Genomic DNA, 21,416 nt, shown 5'->3' with positions numbered 1-21,416 from the left:
AGGCAGGCAAGACAGGCGAGCTTGTGGGCAGTTCGCTCCCCGCCTCGGATTTCGCGCTCGGAGGCGCCGTATGAATACGCAGCACAGCACGACGGACCACGATGACGCGGCGGCCAAGCGCCGCGCGGGCGCGGCCGTGCCCGCCTTGTCGTCGGAGGTGATCGAGGCGGCGCTCTACCGCGCGGCACAGGGCCACGCGGCGTCGGAGGCGGCCGCGTACATCCTCACCGAGGAGGGCTCGTTCGTGCGCCGCGCGGATCTGTACGCGGTCTGCCTGACCTGGACCGATGACGGCCGCTACGCGACCGTGCAGTGGGACACGCTGCGAGCGCTGGCCGAGAGCCCCGACAGCCCGTATGACGAGGCACTGCGCACGCTGCTCCTGCTGTGCTGCGGGCTGCACGACGACGGCCCCGTGCCGCTGACCCGGCTGTCGTCGCTCGACACGACCAACGCGCGCATCGTGGCGCGCGGAATCCACATAGCCACCGGAAAGCTTCCGCTGTGGCAGGCCCTCGGCAGCGCGCCGTAGGCCGTCGGCCTGGAACAAACGAGCCGGATCCGGCGACAACATCCCGCGCGGCATTTCGCTCGCGGGATCGGAACCGATTTCTCCGCCGCGGCCGCCGCGGGCCGGCCAGAACAATATGCGAGGCCCCGCAGCCGTCATTTTCGTGATGCCCCGGCGAATTCCCTGCCTTGGCCGGCGCAGGTCGAACCCCATGCGGCACAAGACTCGTGCGTACCGCCCGACCTGCGCAAGAAGAGCCGAGGGTGATTTCTGCACCGCGAGCGGAGCCCCAGGTGCGCATGTGCACACCGGGCAAAAAGCACGCCGTATAGCCGAAATGCGCTGTCCTGCACGGATATTGACCCTGCCGATAAACCGCTCCTATGCTCCGAATCACCGGGTAATCCATTTTCCGATGCCCTCGGTGCGGCTCGGACGCGGCTCTGATTGCGGTGCGGAAAACCAACGACGGGAAGGCATTCCATGCTCCGGACATCCGCAACTTTGGCAGCCAACGAAGCGATGGAGCAGCGGCGTTCGCGTGGTGAGCGGGTGTTGCCGATGGCCTTCGGCGAGGCGGGGTTGCCGGTCCATCCGCTGCTGCGCGACGAATTGTGCGCGGCGGCCGGGCGCAACGCGTACGGCCCCGTCGCCGGACTGCCCGAACTGCGCGCCGCCGCGGCCGGTTACTGGACGCGGCGCGGTCTGCGCACGGACGCCGACCAGGTGGTGGTCGCGCCGGGCAGCAAGGCGCTGCTGTTCGCGCTGCGTCTGGCGTGGGGCGGTGACGTCATCCTTCCGCGTCCGAGCTGGGTGAGCTACGCGGCGCACGAGGAGCTTCTCAACTCACGCGTGTGGCACGTCGACACGCTGCCGGACAGCGGCGGCGTGCCCGACCCGGAGCGTGTGGCGCGGACCGTGCGCCTGGCGCGTGCCGCGGGTCGCGAGATCCGGCAGATCGTCATGACGCTGCCGGACAACCCGACGGGCACCATCGCGTCGCCCGAGACCGTCCGCGCGCTGTGCGAGGTGGCGCGCGAGCACGACGTCACGATCGTGTCCGACGAGATCTACCGCGAACTCGCCCACCCCGGCCAATCGGTGTCGTTCCCGGCGATGTTCGCCCCGGAGCGGACGATCGTCACCGCGGGACTCAGCAAGAGCCACGCGCTGGGCGGCTGGCGGCTCGGCGTCGCGCGGTTCCCCGACAGCGCGCACGGCCGCGCACTGCGCGAGCATGTCATCGGCATCGGCAGCGAGATCTGGTCAACGGCTCCGCTGCCGGTGCAGAGCGCCGCGGTGGCGGCGTACGACGAGCCCGAGGTGCTGGTGGAGCACGTGGCGGCGAGCGCCCGGCTGCACGCGCGCGTGGCCGCCGCGGTCGCGGCCCGGTGGCGCGCGTACGGGGCGGGGGCCGCGGAGCCGCGGGCGGCCTTCTACGTCTACCCCGACCTGGAGTCGCGGCGCGCCCACCTGGCGGACAAGTGGGAGGTGACCACCGGCGGCGACCTGTCCGACCTGCTGCTCGACCGCCACGGGGTCGGCGTGCTGCCCGGCCACGTCTTCGGCGACGCACCCGAGGCGCTGCGCCTGCGGGTGGCGACCTCGCTGCTGTACGGCACCGCCCCCGAGCAACGCGAAGCAGCGCTGGCGTCCGAAGACCCCCTGGCGCTCCCGTGGATCGCCGCCGCGCTGCGACACCTGGACGAAGCGCTGCGCGATGTCCTCGGCCCGCCGGAGACGGAAAACGGCGGCGACGCGTAGGCGCGGACGACAGGCTGTACGGAGAGTCCCGAACCTCCCGGGCCTTCCGCTGCGCCATCCAGATTGCAGGCCTTCCGACTTCCGCGGGCCCATCTAGATTGCGACGCTAGATTGCAACGCCATCTAGCTTGTGCTGCTACCTTATGCCGCGTGGATTCCGGACGGCGGAGCCAGTGGCTCCGCGGTGTGCTCGACCTGTGCGTGCTGGGCCTGTTGGCCGACGGCGAGTCGTACGGCTACGAGCTCGTGCAGAAGTTGGAGGCGGCCGGCCTCGGCGAGATCCGGGGCGGCACGCTGTATCCCGTTCTGCTGCGGCTCCAGCAGGCCGGGTTCGTCGCCGCCCGCTGGCGGTCCGGTGATTCCGGTCCCGCCCGCAAGTACTACCGGCTGACCGCAAAAGGCCGCACGGTGCTGCGGGACTCGGCGGCGGAGTGGCGGGATTTCAGCGGCCGGGTGGACGCGATTCTGCAAGGAGTGGTGACGTGACGGACGACCTCGGGTGGCTCGCGGCCCTGGCGGAGGACCTGCATCGGCGCGGAGTCGGGCCGGACCAGGCGCGCCAAGTCGTCGACGAGGCCGCCGCGCACCTGAGGGACAGCGGCGAGCCCGCGACCGCGGTGTTCGGAGCGGTGGACCGGTACGCGGCGGCCGTGGCCGAAAGCCTCGGGCAGCCCGCCGCGCCCGACCGCCCCCGCACGCGCGGCCCGCTGCGGTTGAGCGCGCGCGGCATCGGCAAGCGGTACGGCCGCCGTCATGTCCTGCGCGGTGTGGACCTCGACGTGCACGCCGGCGAAGTGGCCGCGGTGGTCGGCGCCAACGGCTGCGGCAAGAGCACGTTCCTGCGGATCTGCGCCGGACTCGCGTCGCCCGACACCGGCCATGTGGCGGTGGACGGTTCGCTCGGCTACTGCCCGCAGGCGTCGGGAACCAGTGACTTCCTCACCGGTGACGAACACTTCGCCCTGGTCGGGGCGGGGCGCGGTCTGTCGCGCGGCCGGTCCCGCAACGACGGTCGCGGGCAGGCGCGTTCCTTGCGCTGGACGCAGCCCGACCCGGCTCCGGCCGGGCGGCTGTCCGGCGGCACGCGGCAGAAGCTGAATGTCGTGCTGGCGGTTCTCGGGGATCCGGACATCCTGCTCCTGGACGAGCCGTACCAAGGGTTCGATCGCGGCTCGTACCTTGATTTCTGGGAGCGGATATGGCTGTGGCGCGACGCCGGGAAGGCCGTGGTCGTCGTGACGCATCTGCTGGACCGGCTCGACCGCGTGGACACGGTGCTCGACCTGACCGAGGCGTCGCCGCCGACCGGTGGCCGGACTGCCGCACGCCTGGCCCGCAAGGAGCGCAGCGGCCGATGAACACGATGGGCAATCTGCACAGGCTGCTGGCCGTCTCCGAGGCGACGGCACGCGAACTGGTGCGCCGGCGCGGTGTGTTGGTGTTGCTGGTGTTGTTCCCACTGCCGTTCTATCTGAGCCGGCACAACGAGCACACCGGGCAGTCCATCCGCTTTCTGTTCTTGGGCCTGGCCTGGGCGGTGAGCGCGGCGGCGCTGTTCGTCGGGCACGGCGGGCGGGTGCTGGAGCAGCGGCTGAGCGTTTCCGGCTACCGCGCCGCACAGGTGTGGGTGGGGCGGATGCTGGCGCTGTGGGCGCTGGGTGTGCTGGTGGCGGCGCCGTACCTCGTGCTTGTCGCCGTCGATCAGCCGGGCGTGCGCATCGGCGCCATCGCGGCGGCGATGGCGCTGTGCGTGGCCGCGGCGGCACCGTTCGGCCTGCTGTTGGGCCTCTTGGTCCCGCGCGAACTGGAAGGCGCGCTGTTGCTGCTCGTCGCGGCCGGCATGCAGATGATGATCGATCCGGCGTCTCCCGCCGCGCGGCTGCTGCCCTTCTGGTCGGGACGGGAGATCGGGACGTACGCGATCGACCACACCGATTCGGGTTTCCTCATGCGCGGAGCGGCGCATGGCGTGGCGACGACGCTTCTGCTCGCCACGGCGGTGGCCGTCGCCTCCGCCCGGCGCCTGCGGCGCCGACCGCACATGCGCCCGCTCTCTTCCGCGTGACCGCGCCGGTCAGCCTTGGGCCGGGGCGAAGCGCGCGCTCAGCTCCCGCTTGTTGATCTTGCCGACGCCGGTGCGGGGCAGTTCCTCGACGATCTTGAGGACGTCCGGGGACTTGTATGCCGCGAGGCCCCGCCCGGTCAGGAAGGCCTTCAGGTCCGGAAGCGTCGGGGCCGCTCCCGCGGTGGCGGGGATGACGACGGCGCATACGCGTTCGCCGAGGACCTGGTCGGGCAGCGGGATCACGGCGACCTGGCGGACCGCGGGGTGGGCGGCGAGGTGTTCTTCGAGTTCACCCGCGGGGACGCCTTCGCCGCCCCGGTTGATGACCTCCTTGACGCGGCCTTCGACGACCAGGTGGCCGGTGGGGAGACGGCGGACGAGGTCGCCGCTGCGGTAGTGGCCCTGCGGTGTGAAGGCGGTGGCGTTGTGCTCCGGGACACGGTAGTAGCCGCGGATGGTGTACGGCCCGCGCACCAGGAGTTCGCCGACCTCGCCCGGTGCGACGGGGTTTCCCTCGTCGTCGACGACCAGCACCTCGTCGTCTTCGCTCAGCGGTCGCCCCTGGGTCTCCGCGACCAGGTCCTCCGCGTCGTCGAGGCGGGTGAAGTTGAGCAGCCCCTCGGCCATGCCGAAGACCTGTTGCACGGTGCAGTCCAGCGCGGGGCCGAGCGTGCGGGCGAGGTCGGCGTTGAGGCGGGCGCCGCCGACCTGGAGCAGACGCAGCGAGGAGCGGTCGCCGTCCTCCCATTCCCACGCCATGGACCACAGGTCGGCGATCGGGGGAACCACCGCGGTGACGGTGACGCGTTCGGCTTCGATGAGCGGGAAGGCGACGTCGGGGCTCGGCGCGGACGCGAGCACGGCGGTGCCGCCGACCCCGAGGATGCCGAGGATGCCGGGGCAGGCGAGCGGGAAGTTGTGCGCGGCGGGGAGTGTGACGAGGTAGACGTCGTCGCCGGTCAGCTCGCACACCTCGGCACTGGCCCGGGCGTTGAAGGCGTAGTCGTCGTGAGTACGCGGAATCAGCTTCGGGAGACCGGTGGTTCCGCCGGAGACCAACAGCACGGCGACGTCGGACGCGTCGGGCCCCGGGAGCGGGCGCGGCTCGGCGTCGACCCGGTCGAGCGGGATGAATCCGTCATTCGCGGGGCCGGGGTCGCCGGCGATCACGATGTGGCGCACGGAGGGTGCGGAACCGCGGATTTCGCGGGCGAGTTCGCGGTGGTCGTAGCCCGCGTGGGTGTCGGGGGCGATGTACGCGGCGGCGTCGGCGAGGGCGGCGAGGTGCCCGATCTCGTGCGCGCGGTGGGCGGGCAGCGTCAGGGCGGGGACCGCCCCGAGTCGCAGCAGGGCGAACAGGACGACGACGAACTCGGTGGTGTTGGGCAGTTGCACGATGACCCGGTCGCCGGGCGCTATGCCGAGGTCGGCGAATCCGGCGGCGGTGCGGTCGGCGCGCCGGTCGAGTTCGGCGTACGTGAGGCGCCCTTTCTCGTCGACGACGGCGGTGCGTTCGGGCCAGGTGCGCGCCCACGCGCGCGACAGGTCGCCGAGGGTGTCGCCCCGCCAGTGGCCGGCGGCGCGGTAGCGGTCGGCGAACTCGTCCGGCCACGGCGTGAAGCCGTCCAGGCGGCTGCGGGTGACGGTGTCCTCGGGTTTGGGTTCGGCGGGCGTGGCGGGCATGGGTGTCCTTGTCGTCCGGTCGGGGGCGGGTCGGGGTCGGGACTGTGGTCGGTCGTTTGTGCGTGCCCCGGGGGCGGTTGTTCCGGCGAGTCCGCAGGGCGACCGCCGCGCGGCGCCCGTGCCCTCGGGCACGGGCGCCCGAGGGCTCCGGTGTCGTAGCGCGCGGGAGACCTGTCGGGGCCGCGGGAACCGGCGGCCACCCGGCCGTCACAACAGCGCGGCTTCGACCTCTTCGTCGGTGAGTGCGGCGACCTGGAGGTACAGCGCGGCGGCCTGTTCGAGTTCTGCGGGGTCGTCGTGCCGTTCGGCGAGGTAGCGCGCGAGTGCCGCGACGGTACGGGTGCCGAACATCGCCCGCACGGTCACGTGCGTGGTGTCCAGTGCCTCCCGCAGGTTCCCGACGATGGCGGTCGCCAGGACGGAGTCACCGCCGACGGCGAGGAAGTCGTCGTCGCGTCCTATGGGTCCGGTGCCCTCGGGCAGCGACTCGGCCCAGACCGCGGCGATGACGCGTTCGAGATCGGTGCGCGGCGGGTTGTGTGTCGCGTCCGAGGGCCGCCGGTCCCACAGCGCGGCCAGCGCGCGCCGGTCGATCTTGCCGTTCGCGGTGAGCGGGAACTCGTCGAGCACGACGACGTGTTCGGGAACCATGTGGGGCGGCAGCAGTTCGCGGGCGCGTTCGATGGCGTGTGCTTCCGTGGTGCCGGGGGCCGCGGCGACGGCCGCGACGAGGGCGGGGCCGTGGATGCCGACGATCGCGCGACGGACGCCGGGAAGGGTCGCGAGCGCGGCCTCGACTTCGCCGGCCTCGATGCGGAAGCCGCGCAGCTTGAGCTGGTGATCGCGGCGGCCGAGGAACTCCAGTGTCCCGTCGGGGAGATAGCGTGCCAGGTCGCCGGTGCGGTACCAGGCTTCTCCGTCGACACTCGGGAATCGGTCGGCGGTGCGCTCGGGGTCGCCGCGGTAGCCGAGGGCCACGCCGTCGCCGCCGATCCACAGTTCACCGGGCACCCAGTCGGGCCGGTCGTGGCCGTGTTCGTCCACGACGCGGCAGCGGACGTTGCGCAGCGGCGTGCCGTACGGCACGGACCGCCACTCGGCGGGGAGTCGAGTGCCCGCCGGGACCTCGTACACGGTCGAGTGGATGGCCGTCTCGGTGGTGCCGCCGAGCGCGACGAACCGGCAGCCGGGGGCTTGTGCGTGCAGGCGGCCGGGCAGGTCAACGGTCACCCAGTCGCCGCCGAGCAGCACGACGCGCAGGGAGTCGCCGAGCGCGCCCTGCCCGGCCCCCGCTCCCGCGGTGAGCAGCATGTCGAGGAGCGGGGGCACGCAGTTGACGACGGTGACGCGGTGGCGGCGGACGAGTTCGACCCAGCGCGGTGCCTCGCGGCGGTCCTCGTCGGGCAGGACGACGACGGCGCCGCCCGCCGACAGGAGGCCGAAGATGTCATAGACGGAGAGGTCGAAGTCGAGCGCCGACAGCCCGAGCGCGCGGTCGCCGGTGCCGATCGCGAAGCGGTCGTTGAGGTCGTCGATGGTGTTCATCGCGGCGCGGTGCGGCACCTCGACCCCCTTGGGCTCCCCGGTGGATCCGGAGGTGAACAGGAGGTAGGCGGTGGCCTCTTCGGGGCCGAGCTCGGGGGCGTCGAGCGGTTGCGGGTGCGCGGCGGCGGTGGCGAGCGGCAGCGCCTCGGCGAGCGGCGACGCGCCCGCCTGCCCGTCGGTGTCGACGACGAGGGCGACTTTGGCGGTGCGGTGGATGCGTTCGCGGCGCGCGGGCGGCTGTTCGACGCTGATCGGGACGTACGCCGCGCCGGAGCTCAACACGCCGAGTACGGCCAGGACTTGGTCGGGTCCCTTGGGCAGCGTGACGCCGACGCGGTCGCCGGGGCGGACGCCGCGTTCGCGCAGTGCCGCCGCGACGCGCAGCGCTCGGTCGGCGAGTTCGCCGTACGTGAGCTGCCCGGTCGCGGAACCGGTCGTGTCTCCACCGCTGTTGCCCGCGTCCTCGGTGCCCCACAGCACGGCCGGTGCGTCGGGGTGCGCGGCGGCGTGGGAGAAGAAGCCTTCGTGCAGCCGTCGGTGCGAGCGTGGAGCGGCGGTGTCGTTGGCTCGGGCGCGGACGGCGAGTTGGGCGGCGGGGGTGAGGTTCCCGAGGGGGCGGTTCCAGTCCTCGGCGCGGGTGCCGAGGCGGGTGACGAGGTCGCGGTAGGCCCCGAACATGGCGTCGGCGAGGCCGTCGGGGAACGCGTTCTCGCGGATGTCCCAGTTGACGAGGAGTCCGCCGCGGACTTCGGTGATCTGCGCGTCCAGCAGCACCTGCGGGCCCTGCGAGATGATCCAGGTCGGTTCGCCGAACAGGCGTGTCACCGCGGGGTCGAAGAGTTCGCCGAGGCCGAGCGCGCTGGTGTAGACGACCGAGGCCAGGACTTGTTCGCCGCGTGCCCGGGACAGGTCGCGCAGGACGTTGAGGCCGGATTGGTCGGCGTGTGCGGCGTCGGCGTGCATGCGGGCCTGGAGTGCGCGGGCGTGGTCCAGGAAGGTGCCGGGTGTCGACTGGTCGACGTCGAGGAGCACCGACCCGGTGAAGTCGCCGACGAGGCGCGGCACATCGGGGTGGATCTCCTCGCGGTCGAACAGCGGGACGTTGAGCAGGAACCGCGATTCGGCGCTCCACGCGGCCAGGACCGTCGCGAAGGCGGTCGCGAGTGCCATCGCGGGGGTGACGCCGTGGGCGTGCGCCTGCTCGGTCCAGCCGGCTTTGGCCTCGGGCGGGAGCCACAGGTGGCGACGGGTGACACGGGTCATGTCGGGGGCGGGACCGGCGGACTGCTCGTGGCCTTCGGGGCGCAGCGGGAGGTCGGGAGCGCCGGGGAGGTCGGGGATGCGTTCGTCCCAGTAGGCGCGGGCCCGTTCGGCGGCGGCGGCGCGCAGCGGGGGGCGTTCGGCGAGGTAGCGGCGGTAGTCGTACGCGAGTTCGGGCAGCGGGCGGTCGGGGTGCTCGTAGAAGTGGGCGAGATCGGCGAGGAGCGTGCGGTAGCTGAGCGCGTCCGCGGCGACCATGTCGACGTCGAGGTGCACGCGGCTGCGGGCCCCGGGGAGGAGGGTCAGGCGCAGGTCGAAGACCTGTCCGGCCTCGATGTCGAGGATCTGGTGCGAGCAGGTGTCGCGGATCTCGTCGAGCCTTGCGGCGGCGTCGGTTTCGTCGAGCTTGCTCAGGTCTTCGACGCGGAGCACCGGCCCGGGCGGGGCGGCCAGGATCTCCTGGCGTCCGTCGTCGGTGACGCGGGCGCGCAGCATGGGGTGCCGGGCGACGAGCGCCCGCGCGGCGGCTTCGAGGCGGGCCGGGTCGATGGCCGGCTGCGCTGCGGCCGCCTGCCCCGCGGCGGCTTCGGTGCCGTGGTCGAACTCGATGTAGAGGTGCGCGGCGACGCCGCCGAGCGCCTGGTTCTCGGACCGGCCTATCCAGTAGGCGTGTTGCATGGTCGCGAGGGGGAACGTGCCGTCCTCGTCGGCCCCTTCCCCGGCGGACTCCGTGTCGGCGAACTCCGTATCGGCGAACTCTGTGTCGGGGGGCGCTTCGTCGGACGCCGCGGCCTCGGTGCCGTTGCGGCTGCCGCCGTCGTCGGCGCCACCCTCGTCGGCGAGCAGTGCGAGCCATGCGCCGACGCTCGGGGTGGCGGCGAGGTCGGCGAACGTGACCTCGACGCCGCGCCGGCGCCATCCTCCGGCGAGCCGCATGAGTCGGAGGGAGTCGAGACCGTGGGTGATGAGGTCGTCCTCGTCCCGCACGGTTCCTGGTTCCACGTCGAGCAGTTGGGCAACGTCTCGGCGTAGTTCCTCGGCCGTCAAGCGCACGCTGATACTCCTTTGCCGCGATTGTCCGGATCGTCCGCGAAGTCATGCCCCGACGCTCGGACACAGCCTTGACACTGATCTCAGGCGCCACAAATATAGGCTAGGCAAACCTAACTTAGGCAAGGCTTCCCCAAATGACGGCCGTATTCGCGGCCGTCCCAGACACGCGGCGCCGAGGAGGCCACGCCATTGACCAGCCCGAGCAATGCTGCTGCACGACGCCGTGAACTCTTGCGGCGCCTCCGCGCCGACGCCGGCCTCGACGCCAACCGACAGGAGGACGCGATCCCGGTTCGTGACCGGGCCGACCGCGCCCCGCTGTCCTCGGTGCAGCACAGTTTGTGGACGCATCACCGGATGTACCCGGGCAGCACTTCGTACAACGGCTGCCTCGCCGTCGCGATCTCCGGGCCGCTCGACACGGACGCGTTGCGGCAGGCGCTGCACGGCCTCGTCGTCCGCCACGAAATCCTGCGCACCACCTACCGCGTGGACGCCGGCGGCGAACCGCACCAGGTCGTGTCGCCCGCCGACGTGACGACGCCGCTGCCGGTGCACGACCTCGGGCACGTCGCCGCCGACGACCGCGAGGCCGAGGCCGAGCGTCATGCGGTGCGCCTCGCCTCGCGACCCTTCGACCTTTCCCGCGACCACCCGATCCGGTTCGAACTGCTGCGCTTCGCACCGGAGGAACACGCGCTCGTGCAGGTCGTCCATCACATCGCGTGGGACGGCGGCACCTGGGGCGTCCTGTCGCGCGATCTCGCGGAGCTCTACGGGCGCTTCGCGGCAGCGGCGCCCTCATCGGCCGGCGAGGCCGCCGACGGAGCATCCCTCGCCGCCGATCTGCGCATCCAGTACGCGGACTTCGCCGCCTGGGAGCACACCCGGCCCGTGCCCGAGGCCGGGCTCGCGTTCTGGCGCGAGCGGTTGACCCCGCCGCCGGCGCCGACCGCGCTTCCCGCCGACGGCCCCCGGCCCGCCCTGGCCGAGGAGCGCGGCGGCCGGAGGGTTCGCTCCTTCGCCCCGGAACTCGCCGATTCGCTCCGCGATTTCGCGGCCCGTGAGGGCGTCACCGCGTTCACCGCCGCACTCACCGCTTTCGCGGTCGTCCTGCACCGGTACACCGGCGACGTCGACATCCCCGTGGGCACCCTCGTGATGGACCGCTCACATCCCGATGTCGCGCCGCTGGTCGGCAACTTCGGCAACACGGTGGTGCTGCGCGCCGATCTGTCCGGCGGTGACGCTCCCTTGACGTTCCGTCAGGCCGCAGCGCGGATGCGCGACGTCTGCGCCGACGCGTTCGCCCACCAGGACACGCCGTTCGACGCGGTCCTCGACGCGCTGCGGCCGCCCCGGCGGCCCGGGCGGACTCCCCTGTTCGACACCATGTTCGGGCTGCTGACGCAGGAGCTCGGCGAGTTGGAGCTCCCCGGACTACGCACCACGTGGCGGCACATCCACAACGGCACCACGCAGTTCGACCTGGCACTGGAAGGGTTCCTGCGTCCCGGTTCGCTGGTCGTCGAGGCGACATACCGCAAAGGCCTGCTCGCCGCCGAGACCGTCGACCGGATGCTGGGCCACCTGGAGACCGTGCTTGCCGCCGCCGTCGCGGATCCGGACACACCCGTCGGTCGGCTGGCAATGCTGACCCCGGACGAACTCGCCGACCTCACCGCCGCGAACTCCGAGGCCGAGGACGGATCGACGGCCCCTTCCCTCGCCCCGAGCCCTGTCGCGGCCCTGATCGACCGTCGGATCCGGCAGGCCCCCGACCGGGTGGCCGTGGTCGCGGACGGCACGACGTGGACGTACGCCGAACTCGACGCGCGCGCCGACGAGATCGCCGCGGCGGTCTTCGCCCACCTGCGCGCGTCGGGCGCAGAACCCGGAACCGGTGCCGAACCGGTCGTCGCCCTCGCCCTGCCGCGCGGCGCCGACCTGGTCGCGGCGCTGGTCGGTGTGCTGCGGACTGGCGCCGCCTACCTGCCACTCGACCTCAACCACCCACGCGAACGCGTCGCCACGATGCTCGCCGACGCACAGCCCGACCTGCTGCTCGGCACGGATGACGACCGCGTACCCGACTCGGGCGTGCCGGTGCTGCGCCTCGACGCCGTGGAAGCGGACGCCAAGCCGCTCGACGACCGTCCGGCCATCAGCCCCGACTCCCCCGCCTACGTCGTGTTCACGTCCGGCTCGACCGGCCGCCCGAAAGCGGTCGTCGGCACACAGCGCGCCCTCGCCAACCGCCTGCGCTGGGGCCGCGACTCCGCCGACATCGGCTCGCAGACCCCGCGCGTCCGCGTGGCGAAAAGCGCCCTGACGTTCATCGACGGCACCACCGAACTCCTCGGCGGCCTCGTCGACGGCGACACCGTCGTCATCGCCGACGACACCACCGCCACCGACCCCCTCGCCCTCACCACACTCATCGACCGCCACGCCATCGAGGTCGTCACCGCCGTCCCGAGCCTTCTTGCCACCCTGCTCGACACCGCCGCCCCCGGATCGCTCGCGTCGGTGAAGACGTGGATCGTCTCGGGCGAAGCCCTGCCCGCGGCCCTCGCCGACACCGTCGCGGCCCGCACGCCGGACGCGCGACTGGTGAACCTGTACGGCTGCTCGGAGGCCGCGGGCGACAGCCTCGCCCACACTGCGGCGTCCGCGCATTCCGGCGAAGCCGTGCCCATCGGCCGGCCGATCGCCCGCACCCGCGCGTACCTCCTCGACGCCCACCTCGCTCCCGTGCCGCCCGGCGTCATCGGCGAGTTGTATCTGAGCGGCGACGGTCTCGCGCGCGGCTACCTCGACCAACCCGCGGCAACCGCCGAACGCTTCGTCGCCAACCCCTTCGGCCCGCCCGGCTCCCGCCTCTACCGCACCGGCGACCTCGCCCGCCGCCGCAACGACGGCACCCTCTCCTTCCACGGCCGCGCCGACCACCAGGTCAAAATCCGCGGCATACGCATCGAGCCCGCCGAGATCGAGCTGCTTCTCCTCGCCCGCCCCGAGGTCGCGCGCGCGGTCGTCGTCGCCGTACCGCCCGAGCCGATCCTGTGCGCCTACGTGGTCGCCGCGCCCGGCGCCACGGCCGACCCGGCCGAGCTGCGCGCGGCACTCGCGCAGAAGCTGCCCGCACAGCTTGTCCCCGGCGCGTTCGTCGTCCTCGACGAGCTGCCGCTGAACCCGAACGGCAAGGTCGACCGCGCCGCGCTGCCCGCCCCGGGTGCGCGTGCGTCGTCCGCCGAGCGCCGCGCCCCCGCCGACACCCGCGAGCGCGCGCTGCACGCGGTCTTTGCGGAGTTCCTGCGTCTCCCGCCGGACGAACTCGGCGTGGACGAAGACTTCTTCGCCCTCGGCGGCCACTCGCTGCTGGCCGCCCGCGTCGCCAACCGAATACGCGGTGAACTGCGCGTCGAGGTGTCCGTCGCGGACGTGTTCAACGCCCCGACGGTCGCCGCGCTGGCCCGGCTCGCCGCCGACGCGCCTCCGGTCCGCCCGAGGGTCCGCGACTTCGCGCACGCGGCACCGACCGCCGACGCGACCGACAGCCTCGGGGCAACGCGACCTGTCGAGGCCCCGGCCTCGTTCGCCCAGGCCGGGCTGTGGTTCGACGAACACGTACGCGGCTCCTCCGCCGCCTACTGCCTCCCCCTCGGCGTCCGACTACGCGGCGCGGTCGACCCCGAGGCGCTGCGCGCCGCACTGCGCGATGTGGTCGCCCGGCACGAGGCCCTGCGCACAGTGCTGTGCGCGGGCCCCGACGCCCTGCCCGTCCAGCGTGTCCTGCCGGTCGCGGACTCCGTCGCCCGGCTGCGCTTCGACGTCGTCGAAGCCGCCACCTGGCCGGCCGAACGCCTCGACGCGGAGATCTCCGCACTGGTCGCGCGGCCGTTCCGGCTCGACACCGATATCCCGGTCCGGGCCGGGCTGTTCCTACGCCAGGAACCCGACGGGACCCCGGCGAGCGTTCTCGTCCTCGTGCTCCACCACGCCGCGGCCGACCGCTGGTCGTTCACCCCTCTCCTGGCCGACCTGGCTCGCGCGTACGAAAGCCGCCGCGGCGGGCGCCCGTTGCCCGCCGGCGACGTCCCGCCCGTGCGCTACACCGCGTACTCCGCATGGCAGCGTGCTCTTCTCGGCGAACGCGACCGGCCGACTGCCTTGGCCGAGCAGCAACTCGCCTACTGGGAAGAAACGTTGCGCGGAGCCCCGGCCGAAACACCGTTGCCCGCCGACCGTCCGCGCCCGGCCACCCCGTCCCATCGGGGCGGCAACGTCCTGCACACGCTCTCGCCCGCTCTCACCGACGCGGTACGCCGCATCGCGCACGACACCGGGGCAAGCGTGTTCATGGTGCTCCACGCGGGCGTCGCGGCGCTGCTGCACCGGCACGGATCCGGCAGCGACATCGTCCTCGGCGCCCCGGTGTCCGGGCGCACCGACGAGGACCTGGACGACGTGGTCGGGTTCTTCGTCAACAGCGTCGTCCTGCGCACCGACATCGGGGGCAACCCGACCTTCGCCGACCTGGTGGCCCGCGTACGCACGGCGGACCTCGCGGCGTTCGCCCACGCCGACATCCCCTTCGAGCGCGTGGTCGACCGGCTGCACCCCGAACGCTCCGCGGCACGCCACCCGGTGTTCCAGGTGATGATCGCCCACCACCGTGCGGAGGAGGTCGACTTCAGCCTCACGGGCGCCGACGCCGAGGCCTTCCTGCCCACGTCGACCGCGGCGATGTTCGACCTGGACCTGCGCCTCGTCGAGACCGGCAACGACGGCATTGCAGTACACGCCGGTTATGCGACCGACCTGTTCGACCACGACACCGTCACCCGGCTGCTCGTCCGGCTGACCCACCTGCTGGACGCGGTCACCAAGGACCCCTCACTGCGCGTCTCCGAGGCACCGGTGCTGCCGACCGCTGAAAGCGAGGCCCTGCTCCGGGACTCGGTCGGCGCCACGCGGCCGATCCCGGCGGGCACGGTCGTCGATCGCGTCGCGGAGCAGGCCACGCGTACCCCCGCCGCGGCGGCGCTCGTCGATGCCACATCCACTACGACCACGACGATCTCGTACGCGGAACTCGACGCCCGGGCCAACCGCCTGGCCCGCCTCCTCATCGCCGAAGGCGCCGGCCCGGGACGCATTGTCGCGGTGGCTGTGCCCCGCTCACCCGCCTTGGTGGTGGCCCTGCTCGCGGTTCTGAAGAGCGGCGCGGCGTACTTGCCGATCGACCTCGACCATCCCGACCACCGCATCGCGGGCACGATCGCCGACGCGGCGCCGTCGTTCACCGTGACTTCCTCGGCACACGCCGCCCGGATGCCCGGGCGACTCGTGGTGTGCGACAGCCCGGAGCACACCGAGCGCCTGGGCGACTTCCCGGACTCGCCGGTGGGTGACGCGGACCGCGTGACGCCGCTGCTCGCCGCGCATCCCGCCTACGTGATGTACACGTCGGGATCCACAGGGCGCCCCAAGGGCGTCGTCGTGCCGCACCAGGCGCTGGCCAACCAGCTCGCCTGGGTGCAGAACGAGTACGAACTCACCGGGCACGACCGGATGCTGCACAAGTCCCCGATCGGGTTCGACGTATCGATCTGGGAGTTGTTCTGGCCGCTGTGCGCCGGGGCGGCCGTGGTCCTGGCGGCCCCGGACGGGCACCGCGACCCGGCCTACCTGGCCGCCGCGCTCATCGAACACCGCGTCAGCGCGGTGCACTTCGTGCCCCCGGTTCTCGATGCCGTGCTCACCGCGATCGAGACCGAGAACCAACCGGGAGCCGTACGGCCGCCCGAGCTGCGGCTCCTGTTGTGCGGCGGCGAGGCACTGCCCCCGCGCACCGCCATCCGCAGCGAACGCGTCCTCGGGCTCACCCCGCACAACACCTACGGACCCACCGAGGCGACAATCACCGCCACCGCGTGGGCGCCGGGCACCGGCGATGCCCAAGACGTGGTGCCGATCGGCCGACCGGTATGGAACACCGGTGCCCTGGTCCTGGACGAAAGGCTTCGCCTGGCACCCGTCGGCCGCACCGGCGACCTGTATCTCACGGGTGCGGGGCTCGCCGACGGCTACCTGAACCGGCGGGGGCTCACCGCCGAGCGGTTCACCGCGAATCCGTTCGGTGCGCCCGGCGAACGTATGTACCGCACGGGCGACTTGGTCCGCCGTCGTGCCGACGGCGCTCTCGTCTTCGTCGGTCGGACGGACACTCAGGTCAAGTTGCGCGGCGTCCGTATCGAACTCGGGGAGATCGAAGCCGAGTTGGCATCGCGGCAGGATGTGAGGACGGCAGTCGTCATGAGCCGCCCCGGTCCGACGGGGGCACAGCGGCTCATCGCGTACGTGGTGCCCTCCCCCGGCACGTCGCCCGACGCCGAGACGGTGCGCGGCGAAACCGCGGAACGGCTGCCCGAACACATGGTGCCCGCCGCGGTCGTGGTGCTCGACGCGTTGCCGACGACGGCGACCGGCAAGACCGACTTCGCCGCACTCCCCGAACCCGAGCGCACCGAGCAGGAGGCGGCGGTTCCGCCGTCCGGTCCGGTGGAAGAGGCGCTGGCCCGGTTGTTCGCCGATGTGCTGAAGGTCGACGGAGTGGGCGCCAAAGAGAGCTTCTTCTCCCTGGGTGGCGACAGCATCGGTGCGACGCTGCTGGCCGCGAGGGCCCGGAAGGCAGGGCTGCGCTTCACTGTCCGCGACGTGTTCCGGCACCCCAGCGTCGCCGCACTCGCCCGCGTTGTCGTCACCGACCCGAAGCCGGAGACCGCTGCGTCAACGCCCGCGTGGCCCCCGGCCGAACCGGGCCGAGACGCGGCACGCGATGCGGTGCCGACCACGACGGCCGAGCCCCGTGTCGTTCCGGCGCCCCCGCTGCTGCACATCCTCCGCGACCAGGCAGAAGTCGTCGGGCCTCGCGGCTGTCACGTCGCCGTACTCCGTGGGATCCCCACCGGTTCGGCGCGCTGGGGCCGGCTCGGCCCCGCGAGCACGGAACTTGCCCGGCGGCACGATGCGTTGCGGCTCACGGTCACGCCCGTCAGCCGACGGCTGTGGCGGACCACTGCGGCGCCGGCGGGCGTGTCGGACACCCATGCCGACGTCACCGTCGCCGAGCCCGTCGACCCCAGCGCGCTAGCGGATGTCGTCCGCCGAGAAGTCCGGCGCGCCGCCGATCAGCTCGACCTCACCGCCGCCCGCACGCTGCGTGTCGTCGGGATCCCCGGCACCGCCGGCGCGGCGGACCACCTGCTCGTCATCGCCCATCCGCTGGCTCTCGACGAAGCGTCGGTGGAGCGGATCGCGCACGAACTGGCCACGGCCGTGGACGAGTCCGGTGCCGCGATCGGATCGAACGAGCTGCCATCGGCCTCGCGACCGACGGCGACGCCGGACGCACGCGAAGCCACAGGCACCGGCACCGGCACCGGCGTCGGCGTCGGCGTCGGCACGAGCTCGGGCACGAGCGATGTGGCCTGGTGGGTCGAGGCGTTGCGCGACGCGGTGGCCGTCGAGCCTCCCGTGGCCGAGCAATTCTCCGGTGCCGCGTCGGACCCCGCAGCGGCGGTGCCCGGCCACGGACTCGAAGCGGTCGTGCTGCTGTCCGGCACGACCGCCGACGCCCGGAGCATCGCGGTGACCGCATTCCTGACCGCCGTACGCGGCTGGCTGCCCACGGACGCGGACCGACTTGTCGTCGACCGCATGGTGGATCCCCGCCGTGACGTCGTTCTCGAATCCCTGGACACAGTCGGGTCGTTCACCTACGTCTATCCGCTGGCCTTCGCCGCCGCGGGACCGTTGCCGGACGTGGCCGACTTGGACGCGCGAGGCGCCGCGTACACGTCACTCCGTTACGCGAGCCGTGGCGGCGCGCGCGAGTTGGCCCGCACCACCGTGCCCCGAGTGCTGCTCCGCGATGCCCGAGCCGCCGGGGCGGTCGACCTCGCCCCCGCCTGGGGCGCGGCGCCGCGCTGGACGCTCGATGCCGCCCTGGCGTGCGGCGCCGACGGCGACAAGGTCGCATGCCGGCTGAGCCTGACCCCGCGCCGCCCGGTGCCCGGCGACCGTCTGCGGGACCTTCTCGACCTGTGGGTCGCGGCCGTCTCGTCGGATGGCGTCGCACGCCGTTCGGCGGACCCGGCTCCGGGCGCCGGGCCCCTCGCGCCCCGGAACTCATCAGACTCCTCGGAGTCCCCTGACTCCCCGCATTCTCCGAACTCCCTGATCTCCATGACAGACACGGACCCTGGGCGGACGACTTGAGCGAGCTCCACGCTTTCACGACCGAACCGGCCGCGACCCGAGCACCGGTCACCCCCGCAACGCTGTGGCGCCGTGAGGCCTTCGCAGGAACCGCCGCGACAGTACGCGTCCTGGCCGGCCCCGGCTGCGATGCGGTACGCGCACAGGCCGTGGTCCCGGCCGTGCTCATGCGCCACGACGCCGTCCAAGACGTCGCCTGGTGCGGTGAGTTCGCCCCCGGCGCCTCCGTGGGTGACAGCCTCGTCGGCGTCTTCGCGGACGCCAAGGCGTCGACTGCGGCTGCGGTGCGTGCCGGTGCGCCCGCTGCCGCGGCCTGGGTCGAAACGGCCGCCGGTACCTCCGGGTTCGCCGTGGTCGCCCTCTCCCCCACCTGCGCGGACGAGACGTCATGGGTTGTCCTGGGCGGCGAACTCCGGACGGCACTGGCCGGCTTGGCCGCCGGGGCCGAGGTGGGCGCCGAGGCCGGTACGGACAGCGACGCGGCCGACCCCGGGTTCTGGGACTACGCTGCCGCACTGGCCGACGAGGCCGCCGCTCCGGATCTCATCGACCGGGCCGCGCCTTGGCTGTCGCTTGCGGACCGGGTGGACGAACTCGACGACGCCGAGTTGCCCGAACCCTGGGTGACCCGCGAGCCCATGGGCGCCGAAGATCTTTCGGAGGCCGCCGACTCCGCCGAACATGCTGTCGCCTCAGTCGTGTTCGCCCCCGTCGACGGCCGCACGGCCGTGGTGTCCGACGCCCTCCTGCGCGAGGCGCTGCTGACAGCCGCGGCGAACGCCCTGGCCCGGAACGAAGGTTCCTTCGGCCGTCACCTGTTCGTCGACGTCGCGGAAGCCGACCGCGACCGCCACGGCGATCGGTTCGCCCGCACGGTCGGCGACCTGCGCCGGGTGTTCCCGGTGCTGATCGATGTGCCGCGGGAACCCGATACCGGTCTTTCCGCGGCGGTGGGCGCCGCGCTGCCGCCCGACGCCGACTCCGCCGCGGACTTCGGTACCGCGCTGTACATGGGTGCGGAGACCTCCGCCGCCCTTGCGGACGTGGCCCAGGCCGGGGTGCTGCTGGAATACGCGCGCACCGACTTCGGTGACGACCCGCAGCTCGTCGACGTCGCCCTCCCGGACCCGGCCGCGCCGCCGGCGTCGCGGTACGCGGTGCGTCTCGCCGCGTGGGTCGACCACGTGCGCGGCGCCGTGCGACTGAGCGTCACAGTCGACACGTCGGCGCTGCCGGAACTCGACACCCAGGCGCTGGTTGCCGCGTGGCGGGCGGCACTCGAACCCCTTCTTCCGGCCGCCGCCGACCTTTCCGTGTCACCGGGCGCGCCCCTCGACCCCGACACGGCCCGTGAGTTGGACGACGCGCTCGGCGGCGCAGGGGTCGCCGAGATCCTGCCGCTGTCTCCGCTCCAGGAAGGCCTGCTGTTCCACCTCCTGCTGGGCGGCGACGAACGCGACATCTACATCCAGCAGGCGGTGCTCTTCCTCGACGGGCCTGTGGACCCGGGCCTGCTCGCCGAGGCCGCCCGTCGCGTGCTGGAGAAGTACCCCAACCTGCGCGCCGGGTTCGTGACCGTCGACGACGTGACCATGCAGGTCATACCGGAGCGGTTCGAGGTCCCGTTCACGTACGCCGACCTCACCGACGACGGCACGCCTCCCGCGGACGTCGACACCGCCTTCGAGGCCTTCGCCGACTCCGAGCGCGCGGAGCGGTTCGACCCCGCCCGGCCGCCGCTGATCCGATTCGGCCTTGCCCGTGTCGGAGAGTCCGCGTACCGCCTCGTCACGACGTCCGAGGTGGTCCTCCTCGACGGCTGGTCCGGCGGGCTGTTGCTCACCTCGCTCCTCGAGTTCTACACCGATGTGCAGGCTGAACTCGCGCGTCCCACAACGCCCTTCCGCAGCTACCTGGAGTGGCTGGCCGAGCGCGACCAGGACCAGGCCCGCGAAGCCTGGCGAGCGTACCTCGCCGACGTCGAGGAGCCGACGCTGCTCGCCGAGGCGGGGCGTGCCGGTGACGGTGCCACTTTGGACTCCGCGCGGGAGTTCCACCGCGAACTGCCCGCCGACTTGGTGGCACGCCTCGCCGCCCGGGCCCGCGACGCCGGCGTCACCGTCGGCACGCTCTACGAAACGGCCTGGGGCCTGCTGCTGGGCCGCCTGACCGGACGCGACGACGCGACCTTCGGCGCGCTCGTCTCCGGACGGCACCCGGATGTCGAGGGCGTGGAGACCACGGTCGGACTGTTGTTCAACACGGTTCCGGTGCGTATGCGCGTACGGCCCGAGGAGGCCCCACGTGATCTGTGGCTGCGGGTCCAGGACGAGAAAACCGAACTGCTCGACCATCCCTACCTGGGGTTGAGCGAACTCCAGACGATGGCCGGGATCGGTCCGTTGTTCGATACGTTCTTCGTCTTCCAGAACCTGCCGTTGCCCGACAAGAGCCGCGCGTTCGGCCCCGACCGGGCAGTGCGCGTCCTCGGCCACGCGGTCCGCGACGCGACGCACTACCCGGTCTCCTTCGTGATCAGTCCCGGCGAGGCCACGCGGCTGCGGGCGATGTACCACGAGGGCGTGTTCGACCGAGCCGAGGTCGAGGCGCTGGCCGACCGCTACACGCGCGTTCTTGAAGCGTTCGCCGATGCTCCCGAGCGGCCCTGCGCGGACATCGATGTGCTGTCGGCCGCCGAACGGCACCGCGTGCTGGTCGAGTTCAACGAGACGGTCCGGGCGGTTCCCGACCTGACGGTCGCGGACCTGTTGGAGGAGCGTGCGGCGCTGTCCCCGGACGAGACCGCCGTCGTGCAGGACCCCGACGGGCCCGCGCCGACCGTGTGGACGTACCGCGAACTCAACGAACGCGCCAACCGCATCGCGCGGTTGCTGCGTGCGCGCGGAGCCGGTCCTGAGAAGGCCGTCGCGCTCGGGCTGCCGCGTACGGCCGAGATGGTCGCCGCGCTGTTCGCCGTCCTCAAGACCGGCGCCGCGTACCTGCCGCTCGAACTCGACCTGCCCGACGACCGCATCGCGTACATGCTCACAGACGCCGCTCCCGTCTGCGTGCTGACGACAAAGGCGGCACTGCCGGATGTCGCAGGAGCGGTACGCCTCGACAACCCGGCCGTGCAGGCGGAGATGGACGCGCTCCCCGGCGCGGACCTGTCGGATGCGGAGCGTCCGGATTTCGCGCGGTCGGCGCCGCACCGGCTCGACCACCCCGCCTACATCATCTACACCTCAG

Annotated in this window: 9 protein-coding genes; 7 read left to right on the top strand and 2 right to left on the bottom strand. The window is 72.6% G+C overall.

All coding sequences use genetic code 11. From position 1 onward, the window contains the following. Positions 1-70 precede the first annotated feature (70 nt). The 5 genes from ACRX5W_RS30085 (at position 71) to ACRX5W_RS30065 (ending at position 4,340) form a co-directional block, all read left to right on the top strand. The gene (locus ACRX5W_RS30085; protein WP_436791533.1) at positions 71-532 is read left to right on the top strand and encodes a hypothetical protein; all 462 of its coding nucleotides are present in this window, start codon (positions 71-73) and stop codon (positions 530-532) included. Positions 533-1,015: 483 nt separating this feature from the next. Further along, entirely contained in the window at positions 1,016-2,275 is a 1,260-nt protein-coding gene (locus ACRX5W_RS30080; RefSeq protein WP_436791532.1) for a pyridoxal phosphate-dependent aminotransferase, read from the top strand. A gap of 150 nt (positions 2,276-2,425) precedes the next feature. Then, the gene (locus tag ACRX5W_RS30075; protein ID WP_436791531.1) at positions 2,426-2,761 is read left to right on the top strand and encodes a PadR family transcriptional regulator; all 336 of its coding nucleotides are present in this window, start codon (positions 2,426-2,428) and stop codon (positions 2,759-2,761) included. A 221-nt stretch (positions 2,762-2,982) separates the two neighbouring features. After that, positions 2,983-3,633 carry an ATP-binding cassette domain-containing protein gene (locus tag ACRX5W_RS30070; RefSeq protein WP_436791562.1) on the top strand — a complete coding sequence of 217 codons (651 nt, stop codon included), beginning with the start codon at positions 2,983-2,985 and terminating at the stop codon, positions 3,631-3,633. Further along, entirely contained in the window at positions 3,630-4,340 is a 711-nt protein-coding gene (locus ACRX5W_RS30065) for an ABC transporter permease (RefSeq protein WP_436791530.1), read from the top strand. The genes ACRX5W_RS30070 and ACRX5W_RS30065 overlap by 4 nt, the downstream gene beginning before the upstream one ends. Before the next feature lie 9 nt (positions 4,341-4,349). Here the strand turns inward: ACRX5W_RS30065 and ACRX5W_RS30060 are convergent, their stop codons facing one another. Both ACRX5W_RS30060 and ACRX5W_RS30055 read right to left on the bottom strand, forming a co-directional pair. Then, a complete protein-coding gene (locus tag ACRX5W_RS30060; RefSeq protein ID WP_436791529.1) occupies positions 4,350-6,023 on the bottom strand; it encodes a (2,3-dihydroxybenzoyl)adenylate synthase in 1,674 nt (557 codons plus the stop codon). Between the two features lie 207 nt (positions 6,024-6,230). After that, positions 6,231-9,881, bottom strand: a complete 3,651-nt coding sequence (locus tag ACRX5W_RS30055; protein WP_436791528.1) for an amino acid adenylation domain-containing protein — start codon at positions 9,879-9,881, stop codon at positions 6,231-6,233. 189 nt (positions 9,882-10,070) lie between these two features. On the opposite strand from ACRX5W_RS30055, the gene ACRX5W_RS30050 reads away from it, so the two are divergent. Next, entirely contained in the window at positions 10,071-18,167 is an 8,097-nt protein-coding gene (locus tag ACRX5W_RS30050; protein WP_436791527.1) for an amino acid adenylation domain-containing protein, read from the top strand. After that, positions 18,164-21,416 (top strand): condensation domain-containing protein (locus ACRX5W_RS30045; protein ID WP_436791526.1); only part of this gene is annotated, 3,253 nt, incomplete at its 3' end. The genes ACRX5W_RS30050 and ACRX5W_RS30045, both read left to right, overlap by 4 nt.

Source organism: Yinghuangia sp. YIM S10712, assembly GCF_051388935.1.
In the GTDB taxonomy this organism is placed as follows: Bacteria; Actinomycetota; Actinomycetes; order Streptomycetales; family Streptomycetaceae; genus Yinghuangia.
The sequence above is the reverse complement of the archived record's forward strand: the minus strand, read 5'-3'. Positions and strand labels throughout refer to the sequence as shown.